The sequence below is a fragment of the Actinomyces sp. HMSC065F12 genome, from assembly GCF_001814535.1.
Classification (GTDB): Bacteria; Actinomycetota; Actinomycetes; order Actinomycetales; family Actinomycetaceae; genus Pauljensenia; species Pauljensenia radingae_A.
Map to the genome: position 1 here is coordinate 181,523 of NZ_KV817030.1, position 25,918 is coordinate 207,440.

Annotated in this window: 21 protein-coding genes and 1 riboswitch; of the genes, 1 reads left to right on the forward strand and 20 read right to left on the reverse strand. The window is 60.1% G+C overall.

Annotated elements, in window-relative coordinates; genetic code table 11:
- Window positions 1–83: 83 nt before the first annotated feature.
- Complete coding sequence (locus tag HMPREF2975_RS09360) at window positions 84–449, forward strand: RNA polymerase-binding protein RbpA (RefSeq protein ID WP_058236755.1); 366 nt, start codon at window positions 84–86, stop codon at window positions 447–449.
- On the opposite strand, the gene lnt is transcribed toward HMPREF2975_RS09360, so the two are convergent.
- From lnt to secD, 20 genes are all read right to left on the reverse strand, one after another.
- Entirely contained in the window at window positions 446–2,017 is a 1,572-nt protein-coding gene (lnt, locus tag HMPREF2975_RS09365) for an apolipoprotein N-acyltransferase (protein WP_058236756.1), read from the reverse strand. The two genes, HMPREF2975_RS09360 and lnt, sit on opposite strands and share 4 nt — an antisense overlap.
- On the reverse strand, window positions 2,002–4,758 hold the full coding sequence (locus HMPREF2975_RS09370; RefSeq protein WP_070727274.1) for a DEAD/DEAH box helicase: 2,757 nt from the start codon (window positions 4,756–4,758) through the stop codon (window positions 2,002–2,004). Before HMPREF2975_RS09370 ends, lnt begins: the two co-directional genes overlap by 16 nt.
- Before the next feature lie 14 nt (window positions 4,759–4,772).
- Window positions 4,773–5,690: a helix-turn-helix transcriptional regulator gene (locus HMPREF2975_RS09375; protein WP_070727276.1), complete on the reverse strand. Its 918-nt coding sequence runs from the start codon at window positions 5,688–5,690 to the stop codon at window positions 4,773–4,775.
- Window positions 5,683–6,627, reverse strand: coding sequence for a helix-turn-helix transcriptional regulator (locus HMPREF2975_RS09380; protein WP_070727279.1), 945 nt, complete (start codon window positions 6,625–6,627; stop codon window positions 5,683–5,685). Before HMPREF2975_RS09380 ends, HMPREF2975_RS09375 begins: the two co-directional genes overlap by 8 nt.
- 222 nt (window positions 6,628–6,849) lie before the next feature.
- The gene (gene hisG, locus HMPREF2975_RS09385; protein WP_058236760.1) at window positions 6,850–7,695 is read right to left on the reverse strand and encodes an ATP phosphoribosyltransferase; all 846 of its coding nucleotides are present in this window, start codon (window positions 7,693–7,695) and stop codon (window positions 6,850–6,852) included.
- A 32-nt stretch (window positions 7,696–7,727) separates the two neighbouring features.
- Window positions 7,728–7,991 carry a phosphoribosyl-ATP diphosphatase gene (locus tag HMPREF2975_RS09390; RefSeq protein ID WP_058236761.1) on the reverse strand — a complete coding sequence of 88 codons (264 nt, stop codon included), beginning with the start codon at window positions 7,989–7,991 and terminating at the stop codon, window positions 7,728–7,730.
- 21 nt (window positions 7,992–8,012) lie between these two features.
- The gene (locus HMPREF2975_RS09395) at window positions 8,013–9,056 is read right to left on the reverse strand and encodes an ABC transporter substrate-binding protein (protein ID WP_083314517.1); all 1,044 of its coding nucleotides are present in this window, start codon (window positions 9,054–9,056) and stop codon (window positions 8,013–8,015) included.
- Between the two features lie 22 nt (window positions 9,057–9,078).
- On the reverse strand, window positions 9,079–9,813 hold the full coding sequence (locus tag HMPREF2975_RS09400) for an ABC transporter permease (protein WP_070727406.1): 735 nt from the start codon (window positions 9,811–9,813) through the stop codon (window positions 9,079–9,081).
- Between the two features lie 125 nt (window positions 9,814–9,938).
- A riboswitch (FMN riboswitch) is annotated at window positions 9,939–10,065 on the reverse strand.
- 47 nt (window positions 10,066–10,112) lie between these two features.
- Window positions 10,113–10,775 (reverse strand): ribulose-phosphate 3-epimerase, encoded by a 663-nt coding sequence (gene rpe / locus HMPREF2975_RS09405; protein WP_058236763.1) that lies wholly within the window; start codon window positions 10,773–10,775, stop codon window positions 10,113–10,115.
- A gap of 4 nt (window positions 10,776–10,779) precedes the next feature.
- On the reverse strand, window positions 10,780–12,225 hold the full coding sequence (locus HMPREF2975_RS09410) for a transcription antitermination factor NusB (protein ID WP_070727283.1): 1,446 nt from the start codon (window positions 12,223–12,225) through the stop codon (window positions 10,780–10,782).
- Between the two features lies 1 nt (window position 12,226).
- The gene (gene fmt, locus HMPREF2975_RS09415; RefSeq protein ID WP_070727285.1) at window positions 12,227–13,171 is read right to left on the reverse strand and encodes a methionyl-tRNA formyltransferase; all 945 of its coding nucleotides are present in this window, start codon (window positions 13,169–13,171) and stop codon (window positions 12,227–12,229) included.
- 9 nt (window positions 13,172–13,180) lie between these two features.
- Window positions 13,181–14,776: a GTPase family protein gene (locus HMPREF2975_RS09420; RefSeq protein ID WP_070727287.1), complete on the reverse strand. Its 1,596-nt coding sequence runs from the start codon at window positions 14,774–14,776 to the stop codon at window positions 13,181–13,183.
- A complete protein-coding gene (locus tag HMPREF2975_RS09425) occupies window positions 14,776–16,470 on the reverse strand; it encodes a dynamin family protein (RefSeq protein WP_070727289.1) in 1,695 nt (564 codons plus the stop codon). Before HMPREF2975_RS09425 ends, HMPREF2975_RS09420 begins: the two co-directional genes overlap by 1 nt.
- 7 nt (window positions 16,471–16,477) lie before the next feature.
- Window positions 16,478–17,824 carry a histidine--tRNA ligase gene (gene hisS / locus HMPREF2975_RS09430; protein ID WP_070727291.1) on the reverse strand — a complete coding sequence of 449 codons (1,347 nt, stop codon included), beginning with the start codon at window positions 17,822–17,824 and terminating at the stop codon, window positions 16,478–16,480.
- Window positions 17,825–17,856: 32 nt separating this feature from the next.
- Window positions 17,857–18,576, reverse strand: coding sequence for an MBL fold metallo-hydrolase (locus HMPREF2975_RS09435; protein ID WP_058236769.1), 720 nt, complete (start codon window positions 18,574–18,576; stop codon window positions 17,857–17,859).
- A 3-nt stretch (window positions 18,577–18,579) separates the two neighbouring features.
- Window positions 18,580–19,911 (reverse strand): DUF349 domain-containing protein, encoded by a 1,332-nt coding sequence (locus HMPREF2975_RS09440; protein ID WP_083314510.1) that lies wholly within the window; start codon window positions 19,909–19,911, stop codon window positions 18,580–18,582.
- Window positions 19,912–19,994: 83 nt separating this feature from the next.
- Complete coding sequence (locus tag HMPREF2975_RS09445) at window positions 19,995–22,328, reverse strand: RelA/SpoT family protein (RefSeq protein ID WP_307876260.1); 2,334 nt, start codon at window positions 22,326–22,328, stop codon at window positions 19,995–19,997.
- Window positions 22,329–22,401: 73 nt separating this feature from the next.
- Window positions 22,402–22,947, reverse strand: a complete 546-nt coding sequence (locus HMPREF2975_RS09450; RefSeq protein WP_070727295.1) for an adenine phosphoribosyltransferase — start codon at window positions 22,945–22,947, stop codon at window positions 22,402–22,404.
- A complete protein-coding gene (gene secF, locus HMPREF2975_RS09455) occupies window positions 22,944–24,050 on the reverse strand; it encodes a protein translocase subunit SecF (protein WP_070727297.1) in 1,107 nt (368 codons plus the stop codon). The genes HMPREF2975_RS09450 and secF overlap by 4 nt, the downstream gene beginning before the upstream one ends.
- Window positions 24,047–25,888, reverse strand: a complete 1,842-nt coding sequence (gene secD / locus HMPREF2975_RS09460; protein WP_070727299.1) for a protein translocase subunit SecD — start codon at window positions 25,886–25,888, stop codon at window positions 24,047–24,049. Before secD ends, secF begins: the two co-directional genes overlap by 4 nt.
- Window positions 25,889–25,918 lie beyond the last annotated feature (30 nt).

Genomic DNA, 25,918 nt, shown 5'->3' on the forward strand with positions numbered 1-25,918 from the left:
TAATGTACATTATCGGATTGTGGTGGAGCGTGCGAACCTCTATCAGTTACAATATTCGAGCTCGCACGCATTTAGGAGGATTCATGGCTGATCGCGCCCTTCGCGGTATGCAAATTGGTGCAAAATCGATGGAATCAGAAGAAGGTGTCATCTTCGCCGACCGAGCGACTGCAACATACCTGTGCTCCAACGGCCATAAATTCCAGATTCCATTTTCCACCGAAGCGAATCCTCCGGCGACGTGGGAATGCAAATGCGGCGCCACCGCTGAAATTATCGGCGAAGAAGGCGAAGAGGAAGAACAGAAACCAGCCAAACCGGTTCGCACGCACTGGGATATGCTGCGCGAGCGCCGATCCCTTGAAGAACTCGACGTTGTCCTGAACGAGCAGCTCGAACTGCTGCGCTCGGGCCGTTTGCGTCCAGAAGGCGCCTACCGAAAGAATTAACGTCGCCGCACGCTGATGAGTGCGCGCACCACGGCGCAGATGGTGACAACTCCCCCTCCACACATTATTCCGACTGACGGAATTATGCCGAGTCTGGCTGCCCACGTCAGTGATGTACGCAACGGCAGCTGCGCCACCATGTGATCTGCAGTCTGTTTCACTGTCTGGCGCACGATCGTGCCATCAGGGCGCACAATCATCGAGACACCATTGGTGGAGGCCTGGATTCCCGATCGGCCGTACTCCATTGCTCGAAAACGCAGCATCTGAGCCTGCTGAGTGGACTCAGCTGAATACCGAAAATGGTAGTTATTCGTTGGAATGGCAATGATCTGACCGCCTCGATCCACACCGTCTCGAATCAGATCCTCATAAGCCACCTCGAAGCAGATTCCCATCACGAAAGGCACCTCGCGCCCATCGTTGAGCGTCACGGACAGCAGGCTCGGATTATCGACCGCAACCATGTCGACGTTGACCTGAGCTGCCTCGGTAGCCAGTTTTGAAATAAAGGAGCGCCACGGAATGTATTCACCAAACGGCACGGGGTGCTGCTTACCGTAAAGCTGATCGCTCAGACCCGAATCCGGGTACCACCAGCCAACCAGATTCGTGCGCGTATTGTCCTGACTGTCATACCCGTTGAAGCCGACCAGAATCGGAACGCCGAGCGCATCGACTGCTTCATCGACCAGGTTCGCTACGCCTGAATTGGCACGAGGATCGCGATCGGCTGCCGTCTCACCCCACACAGCCACATCCACCGCGTCGCCTTCCTCGGCCATTCGCAGCGTTTCGCGCGTGTGATTGCCAGTAACTTTCAGCGGCACGCTGTACGTCGCATTGCCCGGGATTTCAACGTTGCCCTGGACGACACCCACGCGAATCGATCCGGCTTCCTGCGCATTCGGTAGTGTGATCGCCAGCGGCAGGCACGCCAGCGCAGCCGCCAGCACCAGCATCAACGGTCTGTTCCACCAGTGCTCATCCGAGCGCGTTCTCAGGAGCGAAAATGTGCGCCGCAGCAGCACTGCGAGCATCATAGTGACTGCACTGACCAGCACTTCCCCACCCCACGGCGCGAGCTTTCCCCACGGAGCATCGACCATCGCATACGCCGTCTTGCCCCACGGGAAACCGCCAAATGGCACGGTTGAACGCAGCTGTTCGACCGCGACCCACAGAACGGCCCACGACAATGTCTGTCCCCACCAGGTGCGCACCCACACCAGTGCCCTGCTGATCGCAGCGCACCACGCCCAGATGCACAATGCAATGATCTGCGTGGCTGACAGTGTCACCCACGGCAACCAGCCGCCTGTTGCGATGGATGACCAGTGGATGTGCGGTAGCCAGAAAAGCGCGCCGACCAACGTTGCGTACCACATGCCTCGTCCAGTCGACGACCGATCGACGAGGGCGACTAGAAATGCCAGCCCGATGACGAAAAGCGGCCACCATCCCACATCCGGGAATGCCGCCCACAGACATACGCCGCTGATCGCGGCACACGGATAATCCAGCCATCTGCGCCGCGGGGGAAGTTTCAGTTTCAAACGGTCGACCATTCCACCACTCCATGTACGAGCATCCGTCGAGCGTCCCGGGCGCGTGTGGCCAGGCCACCCTGATCAACGTGCGAGAGCTGGTCGAGCAGATCCATCACCTGTCGCACCCAGCGCACAAAATCGCCGCCCGACAGGTCAGCTACTTGCAGTGCAGTGGTCAGCGACGCACCGTGCGCCCACGCATGCATAGCACCGACCAGCGAGATATCCGGCGGAGGAGTGGGTGTAGCTCCCGCAGACGTTTCTGCCTGCTGGATCTCCTGGCTGGCACGCCACGTTGCATCCAGTGCACGAGCGATCGCTGAATTGGCGCCACCAGGAATTGACGTGTCGGGATTGTTTTCCGCACGCGCCTCATACACGCAGGTGGAGACCACCGCTGCCAATTCAGCCGGATCTAGGTCGTCCCACGCCCCACATCGCACGGCGTGAACGACCAACAGATCCCGCTCACCAAACACGCGTCGCAGCTGTTGTCCCGCCGTTGTCACACGGTCGCCGTCAAGGAAGCCGAGGGATTCGAGCACCGCACACACACGGTCAAACTCCTTCGCGACCGTGTCGGTGCGCTCATTGATACGTTCAACCGTTCGCAGGTACTCCTTGCGAGCACGTGCCCATTCATGCCCCATCGCTGCATGCGACTCGCGCTGCGGGCAACGGTGAACCGGATGGTGACGAATTTCGTCTCTCATATATGCAATAGTGGGATCGTCACGGTGGGCTGACCGACGCGGTGCATCCAGTGCGCCTGAGCGTACACGGCGGCGAATTTCGCCGGCCACCTTCTCGCGCACCACACGTTTGCGCAGGTCACGTCCCATCGGGATTTTCATACTTCCAACCACGGCAAAGGCACGCATTTTCTGCGAAATAATCACATCGTGAATCTTCATATCCGTGCCGATTACGTCGATTCGCGGTGCTCGCCCCTCGTCGGCAGGCCGGATCACCACCCCATAGCGGGTCGCTCGCCCGGGCTGGTAGGCGACGATATCTCCGCGGCGCGCCCGGCGCAGATCCTTTTCCATGTCCTGCCGCACTACTGCCGACCGCGCCCTCGCCGAGGATTTCTCCAAACCGGACAGCTCTTCACGCAACTGGAAGTACTCCAGGGCATCGCCGTATTCACACTTGACGTGCGAGGCGACCTCATCCATATGTTTCTTCACCCGCGCAGCTTCGCGCGCAAATTCGACGACTCCGCGGTCGGCCTGGAACTGGGCGAATGAGGACTCGAGCACTTCGCGCGTCGACGCGCGAGAGGACCGTGCCAGCAGGTTCACCACCATGTTGTACGTTGGTCTGAAGGCACTGATCAGCGGGTAGGTTCGTTTCGACGCGAGCGATGCAACCTCTTCAGGCTCAACGCGTCCCTGGTAAAGCACCACTGCGTGGCCCTCACGGTCAATGCTGCGCCTGCCGGCACGTCCCGTCAACTGCGTGTACTCCCCCGCCGACAGTTGAACGTGCGCAACGCCGTTCCACTTCTGCAAGGATTCGATGACAACTGTCCGGGCGGGCATGTTGATTCCCAGCGCCAGCGTCTCGGTGGCATAGACCGCTTTAATTAAACCGCGAGTAAATAACCGTTCCACCGTCTCCTTCATGACGGGAAGCATTCCGGCATGGTGAGCCGCTATCCCTCGCTCCAGAGCACTCGCCCATCGATGCAGCCCCAGCACGACATGGTCAGTGACAGGAATCTGCTCCATTGCCTCATCGACCGCATCCCTGATCTGGCGCGCTTCTTCCGGAGTTGTCAGCACCAACGGTGAGGCAGCTACCTGCTGTACCGCATCGTCACACGCAGCCCGAGAAAAGATGAACACAATTGCCGGCAGCAGGTGGGCCCGCTGCAGTGTCATCAGCACGCCGGCTCGACTTTCGCGGCGCTGCAGCCTGCCTCGTCGATTATGCTGCAAACCTCGGCCACTACCCGGTTGCGAGCTGCGGGCAATTTCATACCTGAGCTGCGGATTCACACCCGCCCGGCGGCTCGACCCCGGCGCGTACAGATCAAACAGGTGCGAATTGGCAATCATGTGCTGGTACAGGGGAACGGGGCGTTTTTCGGAGACAATCACGCGGCACGTACCACGCACCTGCTGCATCCACGCGCCGAACTCTTCGGCATTCGACACTGTGGCCGACAGCGCAATCACACTGACACGCTGCGGCAGGTGGATCATCACTTCTTCCCACACCGGGCCGCGGAAACGGTCAGCCAGGTAGTGAACCTCGTCCATGACTACGTGCGTCAGATCATCGAGCGGCGCGCCCGCATAAATCATGTTCCGTAGAACCTCAGTGGTCATCACGACCACTGGAGCACCCGGATTGATGGACGTATCACCGGTGAGCAGACCCACCGATTCTTCCCCGAACCGCTTTTGGAAATCCATGAACTTCTGGTTGGACAGGGCTTTGATCGGGGTGGTGTAAAACGCGCGGGTTCCACGCCCAACAGCAAGATAGGTGGCGAATTCGCCGACAACGGTCTTTCCTGCTCCGGTCGGCGCGGCCACCAGCACAGACTCGCCACCCTCAACAGCTTCAAGCGCTTCCCACTGAAAATCATCAAGCGAAAACCCAAGCGAGTCGGCGAATGCACTGCGCGCACTCGAATCGACGGCGCGCTGAGCCTTGGCAGCCTCGAAGCGTTCAGCCGGACTCATCTGATCCATTTCGCGGGTTGGTTCGCCTTCCTCGCGGACGCGGCGGCGTCTTTTCGGTGACATGCTCGCTTACTCCCCTACTTCCCCATCGCCCACACGTTGCGGGCCCGGCGCGCCACGCGCGCAGCACGTTCTTTCCATTCGGAGGGCACAACCTGCACAACATGTGGGGCAATGTCGATCAGGAAGTGAGTCACCCATTCCTCGTCCCACACTGGCACATCGACACTGAATTCGCTGCCCGAGTCACTCACGACGCTCAGCGGCACGGCGTCAAGAATCCATCGTGCCTCGCTCGTACACGTCATACGCACCATTGCCGAGGGGGACCCATCCGCTGCTGCAGGGTGTGTCACCGGCTGATCGCTGACCCTGATATCGCGCATACGGTCTATCCGAAATGTCCGCTCAGCTGCAGCGTCGTGATCCCAGCCGGTCACTGTCCAGCCGGTTTCGAAACGCTTGATGTTCCACGGGTCAATGGCGCGCTCGCGGTCATGGTCGTCATGCGGGTAGGTGAATCTCACCGCTACTTGGGCAGACAGCGCGCTCAAAATGTCATCGATTCGGGCCTGGTCGCTTCCGGAGGGCGAATAGACCAGGGATTCTTCAAAGGTCTGCGCGCCACGTGTCACCGCCAGCGCCGTGTGCATGACGTGATCGTGCAGGTCAGGACCCAGGATCGGTGTGAGGGCCTGCAACCCCACAATGATCAGTGCTGCTTCCTCTTCGGTCAGCCTGGGCGGGACGTCTGCGCCGAGCGTCGAATGCATGGCGACGCGTTCTTCACGCGCGTACAGATCCCAGTCAATTTCCAGCGAGGCCCCCGGCAGGGAGTCGCGCACACTGCCCAGCACTTCGATGTCGCGTTGGACCTGCTTGCGTGTGCGACCAAAGTGCTCGGCAATGTCGTTGACCAAGGATCCAGGATGATCACCGATCCAGGCGACCAGTGACAGCAAACGCGCGGCGGCTACTTCTGTGCGTTCAGGCATCGTCACACCCCCAGCCAGCAGCGGCGTCCAGTCGCGTCATGATCGCTTCGCGCAGCCATTCAGGTGAACGCACCACTACGTGTGAAACGTGTGCGAGGATCGCGCTTATCCATTCGCTGCGTTCGGCGGCCTGTCCGCGATACAGCATCCATCCGTCAGCAACACTCACCTCGCCCTCGCAGCTGCGGGCGCCCTCGGCACGGCACATATCTCGCACTGCCTGCGCCTGTCCGTCTTGAATTGCCAGGGTGGGCGAAACCATGAGGCGTTCGAATGGGTCGCCCAAATTGTCCGGGATAGGGCCGGCGTCTCCGGGTTCTCCCAGCAGCGTGACGCCTGACGTTATGCGGGAGGTACGGAAGAGCCGTGGTTCGTCGCAATCCAAATCCAATCCCCACACGTACAGGCCGCGTCCTCGCATGATGATGCGCCACGGTTCGATTGCGCGCTCTGAAACGCGGGTGGATTCGTACATGAATGTGATCGGTTGGCGGTTGCGGATCGCGGTGAGAATATCGACGATCATGTGAGCGCCCGATAATCCGACGCTGAGCGGTGCACACGGTTTTTCTGCACCATCGCTGAGGGCACGCAGTTTCGTGGTCAGCATTGCGCCGCGCTCGGCTCCATCCTGCTCGTTCCACGCGCCCAACGCCATGTTGATCAGCGCGCCGTCCACTGCGTCGAACGTGGCGCGACGGTCAGCAAATGAGTCCGGCGAAATCGCATATCGCTCTCCGTGACGGCCGGGCGTGACGGTCATGATGATGCCAATGTCACGAAGAGCGTCCTTGTCGCGTTGGAAGGCGGAACTGAAGGCTTCTTCTGACAGATTTCGATAGCCTTCCAGCCTCCAGATCTGATCGCGTGTGCGCCCCACATCGGACGTGAGTAACTCAAAGAACGTGTTGAGAACACGGACGTTCGTTGATGACATACTCACTGTTTCAGCCTAGCGGATTGAGTCGCGCCGACATGACGTGGCGGATGGCGTGTGCAGGGTGCGGGGCGCGCGTGAACCGTATGAACGATATCCTCATTCGAACACCCCGCGGGGCGCTGCGATCTGAACCATATGGTTCCCTATCAGATCGGCGGGCTGCCCGGGCACACCAATATGGGCACCCTCGGGCCCCTGCCGTGGCCGGATCGACGCTGTTCAGATACGTGAAGCAGCCAGTTTGGTCACGATGATGGCGCGCGCGCCCTCCGCGTAGAGACGGTCCATCACCGAGTTGATGTTCTCTGCCTTTACCATGACGCGCACGGCGAGCCACTCGGTATTCATCAGGGGCGAAATGGTTGGGGAATTCAGGCCCGGCGTAATCGCAATCGCGGCGTTCAGGTCGCGCTCACGCACGTTGTAGTCGACCAAGACATACGAGCGTGCAACCAGGACGCCTTCCAGGCGTCGGTCGAGCGTCGCAAGCGCTGCGTTATCCCGCATGTCCTCACGGGCAATCAGCAGGGCCTCCGATTGCATCAGAGGGTCACCGAACACTTCCAGGCCGGCTGCGCGAAGCGTACCACCTGTTTCGACGACATCCGCGATCAGGTCGGCAACGCCCAGACGAACTGAGGATTCCACTGCACCGTCAAGGTGGACAACTTCGGCATCGATACCGGCCTCATTCAAGTAGTCTCGCACGAGTTTGTCATAAGAGGTCGCAATGCGGCGCCCGTGTATGTCCTCCAGTGACGTGAACTCACCGGCTGGTCCCGCGAAGCGGAAGGTTGAGCGGGCAAATCCGAGCGCCCGATGCTCCACCGCGCCCGAAGGCGAATCGCGCAGCAAGTCACGCCCGGTGATACCGACGTGAATCGTGCCATGACCAACGTGGACCGCAATATCGCGCGGACGCAAGAAGAAAAACTCGACATCGTTCGCGTGGTCGCTGATCACCAGTTCACGGCCGCGGCGGTGCAGCTGATAGCCCGCCTCGGTGAGCATCGTGATAGCAGGTTCGGACAGTGAGCCCTTGTTGGGCACGGCAATTCGTAGCATGGTGAGTCCTTCGCAGGTGCGGTGCTGTGAGCTTACAGGTGCTTGTAGACGTCTTCGAGCGTCAAGCCCTTCTTGATCATCATGACCTGAGCATGATAGAGCAGCTGAGAGATTTCGAGCGCCAGGTCGTCGTCGGTTTCATATTCGGCTGCCATCCACACTTCAGCCGCTTCCTCGACGACCTTTTTGCCGATGGCGTGGACGCCGCGGTCAAGTTCAGCGACCGTTCCAGATCCCTCAGGACGTGTCTGGGCCTTCTCGGTCAGTTCTGCAAACAGTTCATCAAATGTAGTCACACGATCACATTACTCGAGCAATCAGCGGCTTGCGAACTCGTTCGTCACCGCGGCGTCAACATCGGGAGCCTGCGTGAGCACACCTGCAGTGTCATACAGGAATTGTCCCATCTTGTTCCATCTGTCGAGATCCTGCTTGCCGCTGGCGGCTCCGTTCCCTGTCGTCATCAGCTTGATCGTGGCTTCGAGTACTGCTCGGGCACCCTCGAACGATGCCGGATCGTTCAGCGTGTCATCGTATTTCTTCGTCACCTCCAAAGCGTGCTGAGGATTGTCGGTCGCTCGCTCAATCCCCTGCGTCGTACCGTCCACGATGGCACGCGCCGCATCAGGATGTGCGTCAACCCATTCGCGGGTGCTCACCAGCGTGGCGGACACCAACGGTAAAGCGTCTTGGTCGACGTCAAGGGCGCGCACCTTCATACCATCGAGCCCGAAACGGACCATCTCGTTGTTCGTGAAGACGACGACTGCGTCGACCTGGCCAGCCGCCAGGGCAGCCTGCTGCGTGAAGCCGATCGACACGACGTTGACATCCTGCGTGCTCAACCCAGCGTTGTTCAGGATTGCGAGCAGGCCCAGCCAGTTGGAACCGAATTCGCCGGGGATACCGATACTGTGTCCGCGCAGGTCGTCAATGGAGTCAATGTCGGATTCTTCTGGGACGGCGACAACCACCGGGTAGGTGTGGTAGTAGGAGCCAATGGCAACCACATCCATTCCCTGATCACGAGCCTGCAGTACCTCATCACCCGAGGCAAGCACGACATCTTCTTCACCGGCTGTCAGAGCGGTGAACAGTCCTTCATCGGCGCCGTGATGGCGCAGCGTGACGTTCGCTCCCGCATTCGCGTATACCGCGTCTTCCTCGGCAATGTATGTGGGCGCGAACTGAACGTTGGGAATGTAAGTCAGCCCGAGCGTGACGTCAGTGGGCTCCTGCAAGTCAACTTCGCTTTGGGCATTAGCGGCCGGCAAGGGCGACTCGGAGGAGCTGCAGCCACATAAGGTCAGAGCGCTCGCCGCTACCACTAGTGTTGTCAAAGCGCGTATGCCACGTGCCATCAGTAATCCTTCTTTCATCTTGTCAACTGCGGTTATACCGCTTTTCAATCCGGTAGATAACGATGTAAATGCTCATTGCCAACACGCAGAGCACAATGATGGAGACGAACATTCCGGGCGTGTCCATGTTTTGGCGTTGCTGGACAAGAATGCCGCCCATACCGTTGCCCCCCATGACCATCTCCCCCACCACGGCACCGGTCACCGACAGGGTGAAACCGTTGCGCAGACCGGCCAGGATTGATGGTGCCGCCATTGGCGCTTCAATTTGGCGCAGCATTATCCACCCTGACGCGCCGTCCAGTGAAGCAGCTTCCAGTACGTCCTGGTCAAGGTGACGCAGTCCGACAACGGTGGAAACGAGAATCGGGAAAAAGACCATGATCGCGCACAGGGCAATCACTGGGGCCAGGCCAAAGCCGACCCACAGGACCAGCAGGGGTGCCAGTGCGATCGCGGGGATCGCCTGGGTTGCACCTAGGAACGGCTCGACTGCTGCGCGGAACCAATTCACTTTGTAGATCGCGTACGCCAGTGGCAACGCCACAAGGGCACCTGTCGCACAGCCGAGCACTGCTTCGCCTGCGGTGATCAGCACTCGTTGCCACATCCAGGGCTGTGTGAGCAATACCTGTGCTCGCTGAAGGACTTGTGCGGGGCTGGGCAGTCGCCACGGCTCGAGTGAAAAAACAGTGGTGGCCAACGCCCATACGGTCATGATCAGCAGGAGGAAAATGAGGGGTGCGCACACGTTCATCACGCTGCTGATTCCTCGAGCGCCGCGTCGCTGGCTCTGGCTGGTTGCCACCTGTTCGTGTCCTCCGCGCACCGGGGGCTCACGCAGCACAAATGACGAGCGCGTCCGAACGCGCGGTCACGCTTCCTGTGCTCCTCCCATCCGGACTTTCACCGTCGGTACCGGAGTTTCACCGGTTCAGCCACGCGTATGAACGCGCGGGTCGCGGACTCTCACCGCCGGTTCGGACTTACACCGACCCCGGAGCATGTGGCAATTATGGCACGCCAACTGGGAAAAGGAAAACTAGATTCCTCAGCTCAGTGACAGTGCGAACCGGCAAGTTCGCGCAACGTCGCAATCTCCGTGTATGCATCCTCTGCCTTGAAAATCGCCGACCCGGCAACGAAGTTCGTGGCACCAGCCTGTGCGCACTGTTCAATCGTCTGGCGTGACACGCCACCGTCAACCTGAATCGACACGGGCAGGTCAGCCGACCTAATCGCATCACGAGTGCGGCGAATCTTGGGCAGCATTGACTCAAGGAACTTCTGACCACCGAATCCCGGCTCGACCGTCATGATGAGGATCATGTCGAATTCGGACAAGATATCGACGAATGGTGCAATGTCAGTTGCCGGGCGCAGCCCCAGGCCCACACGCGCACCCTGGTGTCGGATCTCGCGCGCAAGCCGAATCGGTGCCGCTGCAGCTTCGACATGGAATGTCACCGACTCACAGCCAGCCTCAGCGTAGGCCGGCGCCCACCGGTCAGGATCCTCGATCATCAGGTGCGCGTCCACCGGCAGGATGCCGGTCTTCACGCAGGCTTCTACAACCGGAAGGCCCCACGTCAGGTTGGGCACAAAGTGATTGTCCATCACGTCAACGTGAGCAATGTCAGCTGAGGAAATCGATTCGAGCTGGCCATGCAGATCAGCAATATCGCAATTGAGAATCGACGGCGAAATAGTCAGATGCATGCTCTCAGGATACCCGTTTCATCAGAGCCATAAACATCGCATCGGTGTCATCACGATGCGGCCACAACTGCAGGGTCGGTCCGTCAGCGCTCAACGGCTCAGGCGAGATACCCGCAGCAACCGGCACAGCATCGATCAGTTCCACGCGTCCCGACTCGCTCAGGCGTCGGACCTGGTCAACAGTTTCCGCACGATGCGGCGAACAGGTGACATACGCAACCACTCCCCCAACGCGAACCAGATCAACAGCCCGGTCCAATAAGTCACGTTGAAGCGCAACCAGATCCGCCAGGTCCCCCTCGGACCTGTGCCAGCGTGACTCCGGGCGACGGCGAAGTGACCCCAGGCCCGTACATGGCGCGTCGACCAGGACGCGATCGAATGAGCCAAGCTGCCACGGTGTTCCCTGCCCGCCGAGCGTGCGCCCATCAGCGGAAATGACCTCGACGTTGGTCAGGCGGGCGGTTGCGCGCTCAACGAGGCGTGCGCGGTGAGTGTGGACTTCGTTTGCCAACAGGTGTGCCCCTCGCTCGGCTCCCTCAGCCGCCAGCAGCGCGGCCTTCCCGCCCGGACCAGCGCACAGGTCAAGCCATGCGGTGTCCGACCCTTCGATCGGCGCGGCGGCAGTGACGAGGGCGGCCAGCTGGGAACCTTCATCCTGCGCACCGGCCAGTCCGCGTCGAACAGAGCCGATGCGTGCCGGGTCGCCCGACTCCAGGACAACAGCAAGCGGCGAACGCGTGCCGGGAGCTACCCGCGTGTGGCATGCATCAATCGCTTCATCAGCCAGGTCCTCCACGTCAATCAGACCCGGGCGGGCAACTAGAGTCACCAGTGGTGCCTCATTATTGGCAGCCAGTGTTTCTTCCAGCTCATCCTTGGAGCAGCCATGAGCTGTCAGGGCGTCGCCCAGTGCCGAAACAATCCAAGTCGGGTGTGAATAACGCACAGCCAGGCGTTCGACCGGATTCTCGATTGCGTCAATGTCCGCGTCGATCTGATCAGCGCCGGTGCGGATAATGGAGCGCAAAACAGCATTGACCATCTTCGCCGGACCGTCAGTGAGGACTTCGCGAGCAAGGTCAACGGTTGCGGCGACGGCCGCATGGTCCGGCACGCGCATGTTGAGGATCTGGTGGGCTCCCATGCGAAGCACCGTGCGCAACGATGGATCGAGCTGGTCGACCGGACGTGTCGAATGGGCGTTGATGATCCAGTCGAGGCGGCCCTGTGCGCGCGTTGTGCCGTAGACCAGTTCAGCGGTAAATGCCGCATCACGCCCGTCGAAGGATGCGAAGTCCTCTTTCGCAGCGCGCAGAGCTTTAGGTAGTGCAAGGTTCGCGAACGCGCCGTCCTGCTCGATCAAATCAAGGACCTCAAACGCGACGAGCCGGGCAGGGTCAACGTTGCGTTTCGCCCGATAACCATCCGCATATCGTCCTGTTGCCATCTCACTCCTCCGTTGCCATAACGCCGACACGTTCCTCGCCGCTAAGGCGTGCCCCACGCGCCCAGGCCGCTGCGTCCATCCAGCCTTTACCTGCTGGTGCGACCTGGCCCAGTCTGACGCACGCGTCAGCGCACCCGACCATGACCTCATGCTTTGTCACCTGCAGCAGACCCGTGCCGGGTGTGGGCTGATCGATCGGTTCAGCTCCTGCAATCTTGAGGCGCTTCCCGTCAGACAGAACAGTCCATGCGCCTGGGTTCGGAGTGAAGGCGCGGATGTGACGCGACACCTCTGCCGCGCTCTGGGTGAAATCAATGAATCCCTGGGCGGGGGTGAGCATGTGAGCATAGGTGACACCATCTGTATCCTGCACGTGTGCTGATGCGCGTCCGTCAGCCAGTGCATCCACCGTGGCCACCATCTGGTCGGCTCCGAGACGTCCCATTCGTTCCAGCAGTTCCCCGGCAGTTTCAGACGGGTCGATCGTGACCGGCAGGCGCGAAAAAACCGGCCCGGTGTCCAGGCCGTCTTCCAGCTGGAAGATACTCGACGCCGTTCGTGCATCACCCGACCAAATCGCATACTGGACCGGGGCAGCTCCGCGCCAGCGCGGCAAATCCGAGAAGTGCAGGTTAACCCACCCCAACCGCGGCATTGTTAAGACAGCAGGCGGAATGATCGCGCCGAATGCAACAACGACGCCAAGGTCGGCGTCATAAGCATCAATGTCGCGCTGAAGCGACGGATCGGTAAAACGTGACGACTCGATCAGCTCGAGGCCATGGTCAACCGCGTATTGCGCGACAGGTGATGGGAAGGTTTTCTTGCCTCTGCCCCGTCGAGCCGGCGGACGAGTGATGACCGCGACCACGTCATGTTTCGAATCGTTCAACGCCGACAGGGTGGGCACAGCGACGTCAGGAGTTCCAGCAAAAATAATGCGCACAGCTATATTCTAGTGGGTTCGCGAGGCGGCAGCATTCAGGTGCTTCACGATGTCAGCCTGACGTTCGCATTCAGCTACGAGGGGCCCGCTGACACTCTGTTCGATGACTTCGCTGATCGACCGAGTCAAGCGTGAGTGTGCCCGGCGCCGAGCACGGGCTGCTCCTATGCGCACGCCTATCCACGACAGCAGAGCCACGATTACCGTCAGGGCCAGCCCTCCAAGAACGCACCAGGTGGGAATGGGCAGTCCGCGCCACATCGGCACGTCCCACTGGATCATGAGGAACTGGTCGGCCCCACGCACCGCCAGGATCCACAGCACTCCGGCCAGTGCCATCAGCCATCCGATGCCTTGGAGGATCGCGCTCGCACGCCACCAGGTACGTCGTTCTTGCAGGCCAAAATCGGTTCCGGCAACAGCCTGGTCGAGCGGTGTGGTGACGCTTTCGGCACGTTCGCGGGCTAGTTCACGTACGCGGCGCTGCCACACCTGCGGTCTGCCGTGCGCAATCTGCCCGGCAATGGTTCGCACGCCAGAATTCAATTTGGCACGGGCGACGGGTGTTGCTTCGGGCACAGATGACACTGATGATTCCGAGCTTTCCAGATGGAGGCGTGCCAGCGGGTCGGATTTGAATCGGGCAAGCAGACGGAACGGAAGCCAGCCGCACACTTTCTGAGCACGGTGACGATACCCCGCATCAACAGCTGACGTCACGTGTCCCACACCTGCAGCGCCCGCTGCAACATTAACCAACTGTAAGGTCAGGTTCTTCGGCACCTTCGGCAGTTCAGCAGTTTCAATCTCCAGGTCCCGGCGCGCCACATCAACGGCTTCATCCAGGACGGCGCCAACACGTTCAGCCTGCTGACGCACAATACGTGCGCGCTCAGAGATCATCGAGCGAACCGCATCAATGCCCTCCCCTGTCACCGACGAGGCACCCACCAGCTTCATGCCGGCTGCCTGATCAGCTTCCAGGAGACGACGAATGTCCGCTTCGATCTGGCTACGATCAGTCGGCGACAGCTGGTCGACGTGCGTGAGCACCATACACGCCGGCGCACCGTAGGCAGCGAAACGCGCAATCCACTGCGAATGGATAACGTGGTCGGCATACTTTTGCGGATCAACGACCCATACGATCAGGTCAACGCGGGACGCAAGACGCTCGGTGAGCGCCACATTGTCCTGCTGAATAGAGTCGATATCAGGCAGATCAACCAGGGCCACACTTTCCGGAAGGCCGGCGCCCGACGGGATCATGACCTGCTCGCGCACGCCCATCCATTCGACCAGTTCAGGTGCACGCGTGCCCGCGCCGATAGCGGCCAGAGCCTGTGTGGTGGTGGGGCGGCGTACGCCAACCTGCGCGATGTCGTGCCCCAGGATCGCGTTAAAAAGCGACGACTTGCCTGACCCGGTTGCTCCCACGAACGCAACCACGGTCGTGTCAGGATCGAGCCCTGTGCGTTCGTGTGCGCGCAGCAAGCAATCCGCGACGCGGTCCACGCATTCATTGGATACATCCGGTCCGGCAAGCTCCATAGCGGAGGCAATATGATCCACGCGTTCGGCAGGGTTGGAGAGACCACGGGTCATTATTCGGCTCCTACCGACCATTGTTGGCTCGCCTGCGCAATCGCCTCGGCTAGGCGCGCGTAGTCACCTGCTTCGGGCAGAGCGTCGCGCGCCGGCTGCAGGATTTGGGCGATCTCCTGGTCGGCTGCCTCCACGAGGTTACGGTGCGCCTTCTTGGCCATGTCACGCACCGCCTGGTCGCCGAAAATCGCTTCGAGCAGTTTGTGCGCCACGGCCGCGGTTGCACCAGCTACACCCACTTCAGCTCCGGTCAGTCCACCCGTTGACGCAAAAATGACGATCATCAGCGCCACGCCCACCACGTTGACACCAATGGCCATCATCTGGGCTCCGGCGCGCTTGGACTGGCCCTCGCTGCGCACCATCGCAAGCAGTTCGCGCTGCCATTGGTTCGCGACGCGCTGAGCACGCTCGGACGGATCCAACGCCGTCATGATTGACGAGGGCGACGCGCCTACCAGTGCCGGATCAGTGCGCGACAGCTCGGCCACCTGGTCACTCACGTCAGCAAATTCATCTGCCAGCAAGCTGGTCAAGCCAGCTTCAATGGCATCTTCAACAGGTTCGGACGGGGTCGGGCGCCCTCGAAAGAAGGCAGAAATGCGGTCACGCAGACGCGAAATGCCTCGCGACAGTATGCGCGTGAAATCTGCTGCGCCGACAACTTCCTGCCAGCGGGCCAGCACCTCACCACGCAGCAGCGTGCCGTCGGCAGTGCCCTGGCGGACACGACGCCCGGCAGCCTCCCCGATCCGGTCTATGCGCTCCACAAGTGCCTCAACGGCGGCACGTTCCTCGTCGAGAGCCTGGCTGACTGCGCCGGCCGATTCGATCACCTCTCGCACCGATCCGCGAATCGCCTGCTGAGCCAGTTCGCTGCGGCGTTCGGCGTCTGCACCCAGTGCGCGTAGTCGGTCAACAAGCGGCTGGACGGCATCGTGGGGCAGCAAGCCGTCCTCGAGCGCCTGTTCATCGATAGCGAGCACCGGGGCGTTGCCAAGGCCGCGCTCGGACAATAATGCATTCAGGTCGGCCGCGACCTCCTGGGTTGCCCCAGGCGGAATGCGGTTGAGGACGATCACCGTCTCGATGCCGCGACTTCCGGCCTCTTCGAGCACCTGCCACGGCACGGCATCCGCGTAGCGGGCCGCAGTCGTGACGAAAATCCACAGGTCAGCCGCGTCGAGCAGTTGACGAGCCAAGGCACGATTGTCGTCCACGACCGAATCAAGATCAGGTGCATCGATAACGCCGACACCGTGGGGAATGGCTTCGAGGGCGCGCACACGTAGCGAGTGAGGATGTGATTCGCGCTCAGGATCAGCATCCGCCTCTTCACGCCTGCGCGTCAGGGAGGTGAGAATCCGGTTCGAGTCGAACCACATGGCGTCGCTGGGATTGTGCAGCAGGAGCGGGTCGCGTGTCGTGGGACGTACGGCTGACGACGCCGACACTGCGTACCCAACCATCGTGTTGACCAGGGTAGATTTCCCGGCCCCCGTAGATCCGCCGATCACGCACAGAATGGGTGCCTGGGCATGTTCGAGGCGCGGGATCACATGATCGTCGAGGCGCCGCAGGGCTCGAGCCTGTTCACTACGTGCACGGCGGGCTGACGGCGTTTCGACATTGATCGACACGTCCGCCAACGCATCACGCATTTCACGCGCACTGTGCAGTGGTGAACGCTCCATAGTCAGCCTAGTCCTCCTGTGTGGCCGACGCGATGCGCGGATGCATATCCTCTGCCGGAGGCATCCATGTCTCGCAATCGGCTTCGACCTGGTCACCCGATCGAATGTCCTTGACAGTGTCACCTTCCGAGGCGTCCGGGAACCAGACGAATGGTATTCCTAATCGATCAGCGTAGCGGATCTGTTTGCCGAATTTGGCCGCTGTAGGCGCAACATCGGTGGGAATACCGCGTGAACGCAGGGTCGCTGCGATCCGGTTGGAGTGCCCGCGGTCTTCCTCGTTCATGACGGCGACGACCACCGCGGCCGGTGAGGTACGCGTGGCGGTCACCATTGGCTGCGCGATCATGCGGGAGACGAGGCGAGAGACACCAATGGACAGCCCGACGCCCGGGTAGCTACGTTTGCCGTCCGATGCCAGAGAATCGTAGCGCCCACCTGAGCAGATCGATCCCAGTGACGGGTGTTCGGTCAGCACTGTTTCGTAGACCGATCCAGTGTAGTAGTCCAGTCCGCGCGCAATCTTCAAGTCAGCAAAGACAGCGCCGGGCATGCGCTCATGAGCGTCGCTAATCAGCGCACACAGCTCATCCAGCCCCTCGCGCAAAATGTCGTTGGACAGTTCCAACGCGTCAATACCGTCGCGAAGCTCGGCCACATCATCGGTGTGGATCTGCGCCATTGTCAGCAGGGTGCGTGCCTGGTCGCCTGAGATTCCGGCTTCTGCCAGTTCCTCGGTCACACCCTCGGGCCCAATCTTGTCCAGCTTGTCCAAACCGCGCAGCGCTGCGTCAACGTCGCCAACTCCGAGCGCTTCGCATACGCCCTGAACGACCTTGCGGTTGTTGGCCAGGATCTTGAACGGGCCGATGGGCAGTGAGGACAGTGCTTCGGCCATCACGAGCGGCAGGTCGACCTCGAAGTGGAACGGCAATGCACCGTTGCCGACGATGTCGATATCGGCCTGAGTGAATTCGCGGAAACGTCCTTCCTGCGGGCGTTCGCCGCGCCAGACTTTTTGAATCTGGTAGCGCTTGAACGGAAAATGCAGGTCGTTGACGTTATCCAGGACGTATCGGGCCAGCGGAACGGTCAGGTCGAAGTGCAGTCCGATCCTGCGGTCCTTATCGGTGTGTTCGCCTTTCTCGAGTCCCTGGAGACGTTCAAGCAGGTACACCTCTTTGGAGGTTTCCCCTTTGGACAGCAGCGAGTCGAGGGTTTCGACGGCTCGGGTTTCAATGTTGGAAAACCCGTGGAGTTCGAACACATGACGCAGCGAATCGAGCACATGCAGCTCGATCAGCCGGCCCTCAACGCTCCATTCGGGAAATCCAGACAATTTTGTCCGTGCCATCGTATGTGTCCTTCGATTCTTTTACTCTGTGTCTAGCCTTCGCGTCGTGCGCGCGCAACGTACTGATTGGTCTGAAGTTCGTGTGCCCACGTCGTCAGTGGCCCGTGCCCCGGGATCATGACCGTTCGCGGATCAATGGCGTTGGCCATGGTGCGAAGCGTATGTTTCATTTGGCGTTCGTCTCCACCGGGCAGGTCGGTGCGTCCAACCGACCCGGCAAAGATCACGTCAGCACTCAGCGCCCACGGAATTGGATCGTCATGCTGCCACAGGATTGTGCCCTCGTGGTCCGCGATATTGACGTCGCACTCCCCCAGGAACAATGCCGACCCCTCTGTGTGGCCTGGCGCAGGAAGCATCTGCAGCCAGATGCCGGGCTGGATTTCGAACGTGTCAGAAGGCACGTCGCGCAGATCTTCCGGCTTGTGCCACGTCAGGTCCATGCCGCTCGGTTTCATCGGCAGATACGACATCGGGTCATCCATGCGGTATCTGTCAGGACCAGGGATCCACACCGGTGCGGGCGCGTCAGGTGCCCATGAGGCCACCTCGTGAGCATCCCAGACATGATCAGGATGACCGTGAGTGCACAGAACGGCGCCCACCTGAGCATCAGCGCGATCCAGTGCCCCGCGGATCTGGTCGCACACACCTGCCGACGGGTCAACCACTACGACGTTCGCTTCTGCGTCGGGCTGAAGCACGATGCAGTTTGCCCCGAAAAACGGGGTCGGTATGACAGTGATGAGCACGCGTCACTCCATTGACGAGCGGATCTGATCCAACCACGCAGTCTTCGTTGCCAGTGTTTCGCGCAACGACTGTACCTGATCGGAATTTCCGGCGCTTTCGGCCTTCTCGATGTCGGCTTTCAGTCGGTCGAGCTGTTCTTCCAGCTGCCCCAGCATGCCTTCGGCGCGGGCACGTGTCTCCGGGTTCGAGCGCTTCCACTCGCGTTCTTCAGCCTGGCGCACCGCATCCTCCACGGCGCGCATCCGGCCTTCAACCTGGCCGACGTGGGCCGATGGCACGCGGCCAATCTCATCCCACTGGTCCTGGATGGCGCGCAAACGAGGCTTGACAGCGTCCATGTCTTCGATCGGCAAGAGCGCCTCGGCCTGCTCCAGCAGCGCTTCCTTGGCCTTGAGGTTTTCTTCAGATTCGGCATCTGCTGCTTCATCCTTGGCGCGGCGCGCATCGAAGAACACCTGCTGCGCTGTCCTGAAACGTGCCCACAACGCATCGTCTTCCTTGCGAGACGCGCGAGGCGCTGCCTTCCAGCGATCCATCAGGTCCCGGTAGGCCGACGAGGTTGGCCCCCAGTCCGTTGAATTCTGAAGGGCTTCAGCTTCAGCAATCAGCCCTTCCTTCACGCGACGCGCCTCAGTCTGCTTCTGGTCAAGTGCCGAGAAGAACTGGCGACGATGACGGTCAAAAACAGTGCGTGCACTGGAAAAACGCTTCCAGAGCTCATCTTCGGTGGATTTGTCCAGGCGTGGCCCCTTGCGCTGTAAAGTCTTCCACTCTTCAAGCAAGTCACGCAGTGCCTGTCCTGAATGCTTCCAGTGGGTGCGTTCTGGGTCCTGTTGAGAAATTTCTTCGGCCCGCTCGACCACTTTGGTGCGATCTGCAATGGCCTGTTCGCGAGCAGCCTGGCGCTCGGCCTTGGCTTGAACCTTGCGCTCCTCACCAGCCTGAGCGGCCTTGTCGACGCGCTCACGCAACGCGGGCAGGTCACCGATTGCTGCCGGCTCCGCAACGGCCTCACGCAGCGTGGCTACGGTTTGGTCGATGTCGCGTGCCCCCAGGTGAGGCAGACGGTCTTCAAAAAGGCGGATCGTGGCTTCCAAGTCGCTGTAGCGCCGCTCGTACAGTTCGAACGGGTTGTCCGGAGCGCCCTCCGGGTAGGATCCGATGAGGCGTTCGCTCTCACCGTCAGTGACGTAGATATTTCCTTCAGTGTCCATTCGCCCGAACTCGGTACGAGCAGGTTCGGATGCGGTTTCCGGGGAGCCAGTGGATGGCTGCTGTGGATTAGGCGAGATAGTCACGATCTTCCTTCTCGGGACGTGGATGGACCGATCCATCCGTGCGCGGTTATGTGTCTTGACTGACACTTCCTTATCCTACGCAAAATCACGCTCGAGGGGCGAACTGTCGGTCTCCTCGTTCACGATTCGTCTGCACGGGATTCACGCGCACGTTTCCGGGTGCCCGTCACGCGACGCGCCTCAAAAACACCATCAACACGTCTGAGAGCAGATAAAACGGCGTTCAGATGTGCCATGTCCGCAAGTTCGAATGTGAAGCGCGTAGAGGCCACCTGGTCAGCCGACGTCGACATTGATCCGGTCAGAATATTGACCGAATAATCCGACAGGACCTTCGTCAGATCCGACAGCAATCCAGCCCGATCCAGTGAACGCAATTCAATTTGGACGCGGTACTGCGCGTTCGAACGGTTCGTATCCCACGAGACATCAATGAGACGTTCAGGGTGGAGCTCTTCCAGACGGGCTGCGTTCAAACAGTCACTGTGGTGGACGGAAACACCTTGCCCACGTGTGATGAACCCCATAATCGGGTCGCCGGGCACCGGCGAACAGCATCGGGCCAGCTTCACCCAGATGTCATTGGAACTCATTCCAGACACCACGATGCCCACATCCGAGGTCGCCTTGCGTGTGCGCGTATCGCCTGGTGTGATGCCTTCAGCAAGCGTCTCTTCAGTGCCGGCTCCCCCGCCCAGGTTCTCCACCAGTTTGGACACGACATTGTGGGCAGACAGGTGGTTCTCTCCTACTGCCGCGTACAGACCCGACACGTCCTGGTAACCCAGGTCAGTTGCCACCGACAGGATCGATTCATGATTCATCAGGCGCTGCAGAGGCAGGTTCTGTTTGCGCATCGCGCGCGCCAGTGCTTCCTTGCCGGCTTCGATGGCTCCCTCACGGCGTTCGCGCGAGAACCACGATTTGATTTTCGATCGTGCACGAGGGGACGCCACAAATGCCAACCAGTCATGAGACGGGCCGGCCTTTTCTGACTTCGAGGTGATGATTTCACACGTGTCGCCCGATTCCAGCTGCGTATCAAGAGGAACGAGGCGGGCGTTGACGCGTGCACCGACAGTGTGATGGCCGACCTCGGTGTGGACGGCGTAGGCAAAGTCGACGGGTGTGGCGTGTGCAGGCAGCACGACAACTTCGCCTCGCGGGGTGAACACGTAGACTTCTTCGCCGGCAATTTCGTAGCGCAGCGAGTCGAGGAACTCTTCCGGGTCACCTGTTTCCCGTTCCATTTCCACCAGAGCGCGCAACCAATTCATTTGCTCATTGGTGCTCATTGCGTCGGACGTGCCCGATGTTGCGTTCGGGTTCTCCTTGTACTTCCAGTGAGCGGCTACGCCATTTTCGGCACGCTCGTGCATCTCATATGTACGTATCTGGATTTCCACCGGCTTGCCGCCCGGCCCGACCACCGTCGTGTGCAGCGATTCGTAGAAGTTGAACTTCGGCATGGCGATGTAATCCTTGAACCTGCCCGGAATCGGATTCCACCTGCCGTGCATTGCGCCCAAAACGGCGTAACAGTCTTTGACACTGTCAACAAGGACTCGCACCGCCACCAGATCGAAAATCTCATCGAACGCTTTGCCGCGCACAATCATCTTCTGGTAGATCGAATAGTGGTTCTTCGGGCGCCCGCCGACCGTTCCGCGAATTCCGGCGCGCCGCAGATCCTCTTCGATCTGCGCGATCACGTCACGCAGATAGGTTTCGCGGCGCGGTGTGCGCTGTTGAACAAGCCGGTCAATCTCTTCGTAGATTTCCGGCAGCATCGTCTTGAATGACAGCTCTTCAAGCTCCCACTTGATCGTGTTCATGCCCAGGCGGTGGGCAAGCGGCGCATAAATCTCCAGTGTCTCTTTCGCCTTGCGTTTAGCGGATTCAGGCGAGACGTACTTCCACGTGCGCGCATTGTGCAGGCGATCTGCAAGTTTGATCAACAGCACGCGGATATCCCGACTCATCGCCACGATCATCTTGCGCAGTGTTTCCGACTGGGCTGCGGTGCCATAGCGGATTTTATCGAGCTTGGTGACACCGTCGACCAGCAGTGCGATTGACTCACCAAAGTCAGCGGTGAGCTGCTCAACCGTGTAATCCGTGTCCTCAACCGTGTCATGCAGCAGCGCCGCCACCAGCGTTGGCGTCGTCATGCCCATTTCAGCCAGAATCGTCGCCACTGCGACGGGATGAGTGATGTACGGCTCGCCAGATGCGCGTTTTTGCCCTCTGTGATGAACTTCAGCCGTCTCATAGGCGCGCTCAATAACTGAGATATCTGCTTTCGGGTGGTTGGCGCGCAAGGCACGCACCAATGGTTCAATCTCAGGTGCGGTCGTGCGCCCTCGCGAACCAAACCAGACCAGTCCCGACCGCACAAAGGACCCTGCCGACGGCGCTTTCGGCCTGCTCGGTGGTTTAGTTCTCTCACTCACACAGTCATCATAGGCTCAGGCGCGCCCCCACGTGTGAGGAAGCGCGCCTGAGCTGGAAAGTTACCGGGTGATGTCAGACAGACAGTGCCACTGCAGACTGCACATCCAGGCCCTCAAGCTTGTCTCGGCCCTTCAATTCAGTCAACTCGAGGAGGACCGCCACACCTGCAACCTCGGCCTTGCACTGCTCAAGCAGATTCACCGAGGCACGTGCCGTGCCGCCGGTGGCCAGCACGTCGTCAATGATCAGGACGCGTTGTCCCTCTACGACAGAGTCCGGGCGAAGCTCCATGCGAGCGATGCCGTATTCGATGGAGTAATCCTCACCGATCACCGGTCCGGGCAGTTTGCCGGCCTTACGAATCGTGATCATACCGATGCCCATACGTGTCGCCATCGGTGCAGCCAGGACGAAGCCTCGTGACTCCAGGCCTGCGATAGCGTCAATGCGTCCCTCGTAGTGCTCGCAGAGCAAATTGATAGTTTCCTGGAACGCCGGGCCGTTGGCCAGCAGCGGTGTGATGTCGTGGAAGAGGACGCCTTCCTGCGGGAAACCGGGGACGTCACGCATATTGTCGACGACCAGTTTCTTGATGCGCCTTCCGAGTTCTTCTGTCATTTGCGCTTACGCTTCTTTCGTTGAGGTTGAGCATCATTGCCAAGACGGTGCCCCGGGATGACCGGTCGCGCCGCCACAGCTTGTACCTGAACACTGTCAGATGTTGGGGCGTGGTCACCCTCGTCAGTCGAATCGATTGAGCGTTGCCTGGCGACGATGGTGTTGTGTTCACGGGCGCGTGACCGACGCTCCTCCAGCATGACCAACAGCGGCGAGGCGATAAATATCGACGAGTAGGTACCCACAATCATTCCGACGAACAGTGCCAGAGCAATATCCGTCAGCGTGCCCGCCCCCAGAAGAACAGTACCGATCACGAGGATCGCTCCCACCGGCAGAAGTGCAACAACGGAAGTGTTAATGGAACGCACCATCGTCTGGTTGACGGCGAGATTGACCAGTTCGCCATATGTGTAGCGCTTCTGCTCCCACACGTTCTTCGTCAGGCCGCGCACGTTGTCGAAAACGACCACCGTGTCATACAGGGAGTATCCCAAAATGGTCAGGAAGCCAATGACGGTTGCAGGCGAGACTTCGACTCGAGTGATCGCGAAGAACGCGACGGTCAGGGCCACGTCGTGCAGCAGAGCCGTCATAGCAGAGATTGACATGGTCCACGAGCGGAAGTACACCGTCATCAAGGCGGTGATGACCGCCAGGAAGATGACCAGAGACTGCAGTGCCTTCCCGGTAACGTCTTTACCCCATGACGGGCCGATCGACGAGGACTGGACATCATCTGCGGATATATCGTATGCCTCTGCCAGCGCGTCGCGAACTTGCGCTGTCTGGTTGGGGTCCAGTGACGGTGTCTGGACGCGGATACCGTTCTGACCCAGATTCGACACGCGCACGTCGGTCACGCCCGCGGATTTGGCTGCATCATATGCAAGCTGCTGTTCACTTTGGCTAATGCCGATCATGGAGAATTGCGAACCACCGGTGAATTCGATGGATTGACGCAGTCCCAGCACTGACACGAGGAGCGCACAGACAACCAGCGTGATGCCGGCCGCGTACACGAAAATCTTGCGGTTCGGGACGATCCGATAGGATTTCTCGCCCGCATACAGGGCGTTTCCCCACTGGGCGTAACTTCTCATCGTGCTTCCTCCTGCTTAGCCGCAGCGGCTTGTTCTCGGCGCTGCTCAGCAAGCGATTTACGGGTGCCGACCGCTGTGCTCCCCGATGGCGTTGATACTGACTTCGTCTTGCGCACATCAGTGCGTGCACGCGCCGCGTAGATGGCACTGGACTTTGCACCGAGGTGTTCGGGATCCAAACCGGACAGCTTGTGGCCTTCACCGAAAAATGGGATGCGGATGAGCAGCTCCATCATCGGGTGCGTGAAGAAGAAGATCACCGCAAGGTCAACCACCGTCGTCACGCCCAATGTGAAGGCGAATCCCTGCAGGCCACCCACCGCGAGCATGTACAGCACCACGGCGGCCACGAGGTTCACCGCGTCCGAAATCATGATGGTGCGTTTGGCCCGCTCCCATCCTTCGTCGACGGCTGCCACGAGCGGGCGACCGTCACGCACCTCGTCGCGGATGCGTTCGAAGTAGACGATGAACGAGTCAGCGGTGACGCCAACTGCAACGATCAGGCCAACTACGCCAGGCAGTGAGAGGCGATATTCCATCAGCCATGACAGCAACGTGATGACCAGGTAGGTGATCACGCCCGCCATCAGGAGTGAACCGATCGAGATGATCGACAGGCCTCGGTACTGCCAGATCATGAACAGGACAACCAGGATCAGACCGATCAGACCGGCCCACAGACCCTTGGCCAGGTGATCGGATCCGAGCGTTGCAGAGATCTGCTGCTCGGACTGGACGGTGAAGTCCAATGGCAGTGAACCGAAGTTCAGCTGATTGGCCAGTGCCTTGGCACTGGTTGGCGTGAAATTACCGCTGATCTTGGCATGACCGTCAGTGATTGCTGCATTCATCGACGGTGAGGTAATCACCCTATTGTCAAGGACGACTGCGAAGCGGTTACGCGTGGGATCAGAATTCTGGAAGCCGACCAGACGAGTTGACGCTTCCTTGAATGCTTCGGTACCGACTGAGTCGAATTCGAGGCTCACAACCCACTCGCCTGTTGCCTGCCCCGTCTGGTTGTAGTCCATTGCGGCCTGGGCTGAATTCAGGTTCTCACCTTTGACATCGATCGGGCCAAGCAGGAATTTTTGGGTTCCGTCATCCGAGCACGTGGCATAAGGCTTGTCGGGATCACCGGGAGTGGTCTGGGTGCGTGCCTCAGTCGACATGCAGTCCAGGGTCAGGAAGTCGAACACGACCTGCTCGGTCATCCATGCCGAGTCCGAGTTGTTCTCCGGTGTGGTCGCCGGCTCGGTGCTCAGTTTCCCATCCTTATCCTGGTCGGCAGCCTGGCGGGCCTCATCCTCGGACATGGCCGTGGAGACAAGGGTTTGCGACTGCGGCTGGTCGGCTGCATCTCCAGACTGCGCGCTGCCGGCTCCCGACTGGCCGGAATCGCCGCTTTGAGCCGCTTCCAGTTGTTGCCTGGGTGCAACTGCGGCACCGACCTGCAGCACTGGACGGAAGTCCATCTGAGAAGATGAGCGGATCAGATTCAGCGTCTCCTCTGAGGGACGGCCAGGCAGCGAGACCACAATGTTGTTCGAACCCATTGAGGTGATTTCCGATTCGGAGACACCCGAGGCGTCCACGCGGTTACGGATAATGTTGATCGCCTCAGTGATGTCCTCATCAGTAATATTGCGGTCGTCTTCGCCTGTCGTATTCGGCGTCAGAATCAGCTGGGTTCCACCTTCGAGGTCCAGAGCCAGCTTCGGATGGAGTGTTGCACCTTGAGTTGCGCGTCCGATCAGCAGTGCTGCGATGCCGATAGCGACCACAACAAAGAGCGCGACAAGTGTGCGCACCGGGCGACGTTTCTTATTAGCCACAGTGATGGAGTCCTTGGTCAATGAAGTCGA